We start from the raw sequence: 7,464 nt of genomic DNA, 5'->3' as shown, positions 1-7,464 counted from the left end.
GTAAGGCTTCGCCGAGAAGACACTTCGGCGATTTGGGCACCAAACACAGAGGCGTTTATCTGTGACGAGCATGCGGCTTGTGGTTTTAATGTCGATGTTCAGCTTTCTCTTCGCCAAGATCATCAGCTTGAGACGGCTGTATCGGCTGGGGGGACTGTTGCGCGGCGTAGAACTCCGATAACGAATATGCCGTAATCAAGACAGGATCCTTTTCCATCTCTTCGGATCCTTCATTAAAACGCGCTATGGCGCGTTTTTTGTTCCTGCTATGGAAATGCTATGGGTTAGGTGGCGAGTGAGCTCTACGCTCGTTCTGTGAGGTTCGTATTCTAAATGATCTTGATCAGATCCTCTGATCAAGCGTAACCTGCCCACCAGAAAACAAAAAACCCACCTATCTAGGCGGGTTCTTTGCCCGGTGTTCCTCGGCTTGCCGGCCTTGGAATCCGGTGGGTAACAGCTTCGAGCAGGAAGCGGATACCGTTAAGTACCCCCTCAGTTTAGCCGCGTGCGGCCCACTGTTCAAGTATCAAACCCCTGCTCGAACCCTGTTACCAAAGGCTTTCACCTTTGGCGCTTTGTCGTATTCGCTCGGATTGGACGCAAGTGATTGTTGCCGTAGCGGGTGTGAAGGTCGGGCAGAACGGGGAAATCTCACATACTGCCCAAGCGTGCAATCGCGCACCACAGCCTCCCAGGACTCGCAACCCTGGGGCATCTGCAAGTAGAGCGTAACGGGGAACCAACCACGGCCAGCTCTTAAAAAACGGCGCGGCAGCCCGACCAACAGGCGGGGGCTAAAGCAGAGTGCAGCGGGACGGGGTGTGTTCTCTGGAGCGCGTGAGAGGGAGCTGCCGCAAGCAGTCTCGATAGTCCGGAGCAAGGCGAGCTTATCCTGTAAAAGACCTCAAATCGATATGGGTCTGTAGGAGGGCTCTCCTATCTTGAAGCGCAGCGAAAGATAGGAGAGCCCGGCAAACTGTGGCGGCTTGCCAACATCCTTTTCTCCCGTTTTTTGTTTCCCCAGGGCACGTATCATCACCCCCTCGTTGAGCTCTTTTTGCCTCCTACCGGTTACCTACCCTCGAAGCCCTCTAATTATAGTCACTGTTACTTTAACTAGTCTCGCCAACAGGTGGTTACAACCTATTCCGGCTATGTCAAACTTGACTCTAAGCCAGCATACACAGAGGGCCCTTAGCCGCTTCGCGTCTTCGGTTCCTCTGTGAAGCTGGTTCAGGGGCGTGCCGCCCCCGAAACCCCCTGCCTCCACCGCCCCGAAAAACCCCGTTCCGGGCTTTCCCAGGTCGGCGGACAGGATAGGTATATGGTCACAGTTACCGTAATTGAGGTGATCGGATGAAGGATGCACGAGACGACCAGACGCTGGACTTGTTGCCGAGTGGCAAGCGCCGGGGTCGGCCACCTACCGGCAAGGCGTTGAGCCCTGCCGCCAAGCAAGCTGCTTACCGGGCACGGCAACGGGAAAAAACGGTCACCGTTACCTTAAATCGTCCGGATTGTGGCGAGCTGGAGATCTTCCTGCTGAACCTACGGGATGGCCGAACCTCGACCTTGGCCCCCGAGGTGGTGGCCCGGTTGCATGATGCTGTGCGGTCGGCGTGGCTGGGGCAGCTTCATTCCGGTAACGGTGACCAGAAATGACCCCGGCCAAACGTGAACGGGTGATCAAGATCCGAGTCACCGACGAGGAATTTGCCCGGCTCAAGGGCTTGAGTGGCGATGAACGGCTGGCCGAATGGATGCGGAGCCAGTGTCTTGGGCACGACAAGGCCGCCGCTCGACGGCGGACACCGGTACCCAAAGCCGATCCGGCTCTGCTGAGGCAGATAGCCGGGATCGGCAACAACCTCAACCAGGTAGCGCGGCGAGTGAATAGCGGGGAGTGGGGTGCGGTTGAACGTGTCCAGGTGATCGCTGTGCTGATGGCGATGGAGCGTGCTTTGCAGGCCCTGTCTGTCCCCTCAACGGAGGTAACGTGATGAACGAATACGGCGTAGCCGAGTATGACTACACCCTGATCCGGTTGCCCGGCGAACAGGGGTGGAGCTTGCGGTTGTTGAAGGACGGCCAGGAGGTCAGCGGGGAGGTTTACCAGGAGCACGATGAAGCGCTCAGTGTGGCCACCGTCTGGCTGTGCAGCGAGTCATGATCGTCAAATTTCATGCCCGTGGTGTGGGGCGCGGTAGCGGCCCGGTCGATTACCTGCTGGGGCCGCAGCGGGATCGGGAGGGGGCGACCCTTGACCGTGGCGATCCGGGTCTCATCGAGGCGCTGATCGACAGCAGCCCCTACGCCAAAAAGTACACCTCTGGCGTGCTGTCGTTCCAGGAAGCGGATTTGCCCAGGGAGGACAAGGACAAGCTGATGGACAGCTTCGAGCGTGCGTTATTGCCGGGGCTGGATCGGGATCAGTACGCCTGCCTGTGGGTGGAGCACCGGGACAAAGAACGGCTTGAGCTCAACTTCGTGATCCCGAATATCGAACTGCTGAGTGGCAAGCGGCTGCAACCCTATTTCGACCGGGCCGACCGGCCCCGCATCGATGCGTGGAAGGTGGTGGTCAACGCCCAGTTGGGCTTGCATGACCCGGATGATCCCTTGAACAAACGGGCATTGATGACCCCCAGCAACTTGCCAAAAGCCAAACAGGACGCGGCACAAGCGATCACCGACGGTCTGCTTTCACTGGCGGCGGCCGGTGAGCTGGCCGACCGGGGAGACGTGGTGGCCACGTTGAAGCAACACGGCTTTGAGGTGGTGCGGGAGACCCGCAAGAGTATCAGCATTGCCGACCCGGAAGGGGGGCGGAATATCCGGCTAAAAGGGGCCCTGTATGAGCAAGATTTTAGAGCTGGCCAAGACCTTCGAAGAGAGCTCGAAGCAGCAGGCGAGCGATATCGAAACGAGCGTGAAGAACGCGTTCGAGCCGCACGAGAGAGCTATTCTCGCGGCGTTGGAATCAAGCGCGCGGAGATTGAACACCGCTATCGACGCCCAGAACCGGAGGTGGGGCTGGCTGGTGTTGAAGGGGTGGGTCTTTCCGTTGATCGGGGTGGCGTTTCTGCTGGGGATCAGCTGGGTCGTGGTGTGGTACCAGGGCAGGGTCATCGCCGAGAACTGGGTAGAGATCTCACGCCAGAACAAGACATTGGAGCAGTTGGCAGCGAAGGGCGGAAAATTGGAACTGTCGACGTGCGGCAAGGACCAGCGGCTGTGCGTGAAGATGGACTTGAAGGAGTTGGCCTATGGCCGCGAAGAGGAATCAGAGAGAGGGGAATATCCCTGGAGGATCCCGGAGGGGTACTGAATGACGGAACTAGAGCGGCAGTTATTGAAAGCGTTAGAGAGCTTGGAAGGCGGGTACAGAGCGCAGCACGCGGCCTGGGAGAGCGCCTACAGCGATTTGCGGCAGATGTTCGAGGCCACCTCTACCGAGAACCGGGCATTGCGAGAGAGCGTGGGGAGCTTGAGCAAGCAGGTGTTGCACTTGAGCGGTCAAGTCGAGACATTGAGCCAAAAATTGAAGCCCTGAACATTGAGCTGGAGCCGCGGCGTAGCTCTATGAGCCTCGGGCGGGAGTATCGAGAGTATGGTGACAGGGAGTACGGTGATTGAGTGGGGTCAGTGGGCCCCACTTCATTGTTGATGCCCCTGTTAGGGGTTGTACGCCGGAATCCCAATTTCGGCGGTTCCGGCTGATCCAAGAATCTTGGCGTGACCTTACCTCCGCTCTACCGCTGGGTGCCAGCCTCGGCGCACGCCTAACCACCCAACTCAGAAAGGAAAATAAGTTGGTAAAACGCATTCCCGTATCCGAGCTTCGTCTCGGCATGTACATCCACAAGCTCGCCGGCTCTTGGTTTCGACACCCATTCTGGCGCGGCAGCTTCCTGCTGACCGAGCCTCAGGATCTCTCTGCCATTCGAGAATGTGGCGTCGGGGAGGTCTGGGTCGACTTGGCCAAAAGCCAAGTCGACCCAGAGAGCCCAGAGAGCCCAGAGAGCCCAGAGCCCAGAGAATTGTCGGAGGAGCAATCTCTGCCGTCTAGTCCACTAAGCAAGAAAAGTGACGGCGCAACCTCAATGGAGAGCGAAATGTGTTATGCACGGAAACTCTGTCTTGCGGCCAAGTTCCAAGTCATGGACATGTTCCAGGAAGCCCGGCTTGGCAAGGCCGTCGACCCAAGCACGACGTTGCCGCTGGTCGGAGAAATCGCTGCCTCGGTGCTGCGCCAACCTCATGCCCTCATCAGCGTCGCACGCATCAAAACGCACGACGATAACACCTACCTGCACTCGGTTGCCGTCTGCGCCCTGATGCTATCGCTGGCCCGGCATCTCGATCTAGACGAGGAGCAAACGCGCCTGGCTGGCATCGGCGGACTGATGCACGACCTAGGCAAGGCCGCGATGCCGCTGGAAGTGCTTAACAAACCAGGCAAGCTCACCGATGCCGAGTTCGCCATCATGAAGCGCCACCCTGTGGAGGGCGCAAAGATGCTGCGCGCAGGCGGGGCCGAGCCCGGGGTGGTGGACATTGCCCTGCACCATCACGAGAAGATCGACGGAACCGGCTACCCGGATCGCTTGGCCGGTGACGCCATTTCACTCCTGGCCCGCATGGGCGCAATCTGCGACGTCTATGATGCCGTGACGTCGGAGCGAGCCTACAAAAAGCCGTGGGACCCGTCCGCGGCGATACGGCAGATGGCCAAGTGGGAGGGCCATTTCGACAAACGCATCTTCCACGCCTTCGTCAAGGCCGTGGGCATCTACCCCGTCGGCTCCTTGGTTCGCCTGTCCTCTCAGCGTCTGGCCGTTGTCGTTGAGCCGGGAATGGAATCACTGCTGACTCCCAAGGTTCGCGTGTTCTTCTCGCTACGCTCGAGAGAGCCGATCCCGATGCAGACCATCGACCTGGCGGCCACGAGTTGCAAGGACAGTATCACTGGCCCCGAAGACCCGACGCTCTGGAACTTCAAGAACCTCGACGACTTGTGGATGGAATAGCCCCCACAAAAGGGGACCCCGCAGAATTCGGAGAAAAACGTACGCTAAGGAAACTCTGAAGAAGACTTCCTGATTTTGGCAAAATACCCGGATTCCACCCGCCGAGTTTTCCGATGAAGCAGATGACCTTCGCCTACGCCGAGTATGCCGGCAAGCGCAAGCAGGCCCGCAAAGAGTTGTTCCTGATCGAGATGGATCAGGTGGTGCCGTGGAAGGGTTTGATCGCCTTGATCGAGCCGCACTACCCGAAGGGTGAAGGCGGCAGTCCAGCCTATCCGCTGATGGCGATGTTGTGCGTGCATTTGATGCAGAACTGGTTCGGCTACAGCGACCCGGCGATGGAGGAGGCGCTGTACGAGACTACAATCCTGCGTCAGTTTGCCTAAAGACGGAACATATGCACCAGACGCTGAAGTTGGGTTGCCAGAGCAGATAGTTGCTTACTGGTGGCAACATTCTGACGGGAAGCCTCGCTAGTTTCCTCGGCAATCTGGCTGACACTAGTAACGTTACGATTGATCTCCTCCGCGACAGAGCTTTGCTCCTCAGCGGCAGATGCAATCATGGCATTCATGTCATTAATAATCGCAACAGCGTTACTGATCTGATCCAGCATATGACCTGCGCTGGCAACCTGTTGTTTACCAGCTTGTGCTTTGGTGCAACTACTTTGCATGACCGCAACAGCACGATTTGCCCCGCCCTGCAGTTTTTCAATCATGGTCTGAATTTCGCTGGTTGACTGTTGCGTGCGCGAAGCAAGCGAGCGCACCTCATCCGCCACCACAGCAAAGCCTCGCCCTTGCTCACCAGCTCTTGCAGCTTCAATAGCCGCATTAAGGGCAAGTAAATTGGTTTGATCGGCGATGCTGCGAATGACATCCACCACAGAGCTAATACCAGCACTGTCTGCTTCAAGCTCATGGATAACGGTGGCCGCGTGCTCAACTTCACTGGCTAGGCTGTCGATAGAAGAGATTGTTTGATGAACAACAAGCTTTCCACTTTCCGACTGCTGATCTGCTTCCTGTGCTGCTCTTGCTGCACTGGCCGCGTTCCCAGCCACATCCTGCACAGTAGCTGACATTTCGTTCATCGCAGTAGCAACCTGATCTGTCTCCAACTGCTGGCGGCGGATGCCGTCACTGGTTTCAGTGCTGATCTGAGCAGTCTGCTCAGCTGCGGCTGCCAGTTGCTCCACAGCCCCCGCCAACTCTTGAATGGTGTGGTGAAAACGCGAAGCCATTGCATTGAATGAGCTAGAGATTTCGCCCAGCTCATCACGCCCCTGATAGGTAACTCGATAGCCCAAATTGCCATCAGCTAGCTGCTGACCGCCGACTTGAAGCTCGCGAACAGCTTTTGTGATGCCAGATACAGTAGCCAAAGCCACGACTGTGGCCAGAAACAGAGCAACCACTAGCGTGAGACCGATTATCACAACCAGACGATCGAAGCTCTCTTTAGCGCGCTGGTAGCTTGCATTGGCGCTCTCCTGCTCCGACTCAACCAGATTACGCACGCTGGCATAGGTCGTCATAAATGCAGGTTGCAAGCGATTCAGCAGGATTGCATTCCCTCCCGCATAGTCACCTTGGCGCATTGCATTGAGCGTCGGTTGAACACCATTATCCAGATAATCAGACAGCTTGTTTTGCAGTTCAGTGGCCAAGCGCTGATGCTCTTTGCTCATTGGCATACGCTGATAGTCAGCAAGGCGCTCACGCATGCTGCCTACGCTTCTATCCACAGCATCGAAATGCATGCTCGCGGGGTGGTCATGTGCCTTTTCGAACGCACTACCAGGCTGATGTTGCAGAGCAAGCAAAAGCTGAGTGCGTGCATGGTGCATGTGATTGGTGAGGTCGCCAAGCTTATCGAGCGGTAGCAGAACGTTGTTGTACATCTGGTTAATATCGGCATTGCTGCTGCGCATGCCGTTAAGCCCCGCCATTGTCAGGCCGGCAGCCGTAGCAGCTAGCAGAATGAGCAAACTGATGAGACGGGTTTTAATTGAAAAACGGGTTAGCCAATCACTCACTACTTCACCTCATTATTAGGCATATCAATGTGCCTTCATTGTATCGGCTGGTTCATTTGAAATCTTGAGTCAGGCTCCCCCTCAAGGCTTCTCGCCGTATGGTCTGGGGCAATTTAGTACTTAAATCAAAAACAAGCCATGAAGGCTGTCCGGCTAGGCTATAGCCCAACCGGGCGTCAGACGAAGCGGCGAAAGAGCGTCAGAGTAGGGCCTTTTCCGGAATTTCCTGACGCCTTCGGCGCGGCGTCTATGGCCTCAACCTGACACGCCAGCCGTTAGCGTGCTTTATTGTCCGAATTCTGAGGCGACCCCTGTAAGGCTTCGCCGAGAAGACACTTCGGCGATTTGGGCACCAAACACAGAGGCGTTTATCTGTGACGAGCATGCGGC

Annotated in this window: 9 protein-coding genes and 1 pseudogene; 8 read left to right on the top strand and 2 right to left on the bottom strand. The window is 57.0% G+C overall.

The features are described 5' to 3' along the window. The 4 genes from OKC43_RS21445 to OKC43_RS21430 all read left to right on the top strand — a co-directional run. On the top strand, nt 1–195 hold a 195-nt coding region (locus OKC43_RS21445; protein WP_270808804.1), incomplete at its 5' end, for a hypothetical protein. A gap of 1,164 nt (nt 196–1,359) precedes the next feature. Further along, nucleotides 1,360–1,665 (top strand): hypothetical protein, encoded by a 306-nt coding sequence (locus tag OKC43_RS21440; RefSeq protein ID WP_063639082.1) that lies wholly within the window; start codon nt 1,360–1,362, stop codon nt 1,663–1,665. After that, nucleotides 1,662–2,003, top strand: a complete 342-nt coding sequence (mobC, locus tag OKC43_RS21435; RefSeq protein ID WP_063639083.1) for a plasmid mobilization relaxosome protein MobC — start codon at nt 1,662–1,664, stop codon at nt 2,001–2,003. The genes OKC43_RS21440 and mobC overlap by 4 nt, the downstream gene beginning before the upstream one ends. After that, the gene (locus tag OKC43_RS21430) at nt 2,003–2,173 is read left to right on the top strand and encodes a hypothetical protein (protein ID WP_164882767.1); all 171 of its coding nucleotides are present in this window, start codon (nt 2,003–2,005) and stop codon (nt 2,171–2,173) included. The genes mobC and OKC43_RS21430 overlap by 1 nt, the downstream gene beginning before the upstream one ends. Nucleotides 2,174–2,409: 236 nt before the next feature. On the opposite strand, the gene OKC43_RS21770 is transcribed toward OKC43_RS21430, so the two are convergent. Then, nucleotides 2,410–2,607, bottom strand: coding sequence for a hypothetical protein (locus OKC43_RS21770; RefSeq protein ID WP_063639084.1), 198 nt, complete (start codon nt 2,605–2,607; stop codon nt 2,410–2,412). A gap of 250 nt (nt 2,608–2,857) precedes the next feature. Between OKC43_RS21770 and OKC43_RS21420 the strand changes: the two genes are divergently transcribed. From OKC43_RS21420 to OKC43_RS21405, 4 genes and pseudogenes are all read left to right on the top strand, one after another. Beyond that, nucleotides 2,858–3,331, top strand: a complete 474-nt coding sequence (locus tag OKC43_RS21420) for an MbeB family mobilization protein (RefSeq protein WP_063639085.1) — start codon at nt 2,858–2,860, stop codon at nt 3,329–3,331. Next, nucleotides 3,332–3,556, top strand: a complete 225-nt coding sequence (locus OKC43_RS21415; RefSeq protein ID WP_063639086.1) for an MbeD family mobilization/exclusion protein — start codon at nt 3,332–3,334, stop codon at nt 3,554–3,556. It abuts the gene before it with no gap. 259 nt (nt 3,557–3,815) lie between these two features. Then, complete coding sequence (locus OKC43_RS21410; RefSeq protein ID WP_270660745.1) at nt 3,816–5,033, top strand: HD-GYP domain-containing protein; 1,218 nt, start codon at nt 3,816–3,818, stop codon at nt 5,031–5,033. 113 nt (nt 5,034–5,146) lie between these two features. Then, a pseudogene (locus tag OKC43_RS21405) lies at nt 5,147–5,416 on the top strand (transposase); the annotation flags it as partial. Here the strand turns inward: OKC43_RS21405 and OKC43_RS21400 are convergent. Further along, nucleotides 5,416–7,074, bottom strand: a complete 1,659-nt coding sequence (locus OKC43_RS21400; protein WP_270660746.1) for a methyl-accepting chemotaxis protein — start codon at nt 7,072–7,074, stop codon at nt 5,416–5,418. The pseudogene OKC43_RS21405 and the gene OKC43_RS21400 overlap by 1 nt on opposite strands. Nucleotides 7,075–7,464 lie beyond the last annotated feature (390 nt).

The sequence above is a fragment of the Aeromonas sp. Y289-2 genome, assembly GCF_027705925.1.
GTDB lineage: Bacteria > Pseudomonadota > Gammaproteobacteria > Enterobacterales > Aeromonadaceae > Aeromonas > Aeromonas veronii.
This window is presented reverse-complemented; position numbering and strand designations above follow the sequence as displayed.

Bases quoted from the DNA above. Each gene is read 5' to 3' on its own strand.
- OKC43_RS21440 (WP_063639082.1), top strand. From the start codon at position 1,360: ATGAAGGATGCACGAGACGACCAGACGCTGGACTTGTTGCCGAGTGGC.
- OKC43_RS21415 (WP_063639086.1), top strand. From the start codon at position 3,332: ATGACGGAACTAGAGCGGCAGTTATTGAAAGCGTTAGAGAGCTTGGAA.
- mobC (WP_063639083.1), top strand. From the start codon at position 1,662: ATGACCCCGGCCAAACGTGAACGGGTGATCAAGATCCGAGTCACCGAC.
- OKC43_RS21420 (WP_063639085.1), top strand. From the start codon at position 2,858: ATGAGCAAGATTTTAGAGCTGGCCAAGACCTTCGAAGAGAGCTCGAAG.
- OKC43_RS21430 (WP_164882767.1), top strand. From the start codon at position 2,003: ATGAACGAATACGGCGTAGCCGAGTATGACTACACCCTGATCCGGTTG.
- OKC43_RS21770 (WP_063639084.1), bottom strand. From the start codon at position 2,607: ATGCAAGCCCAACTGGGCGTTGACCACCACCTTCCACGCATCGATGCG.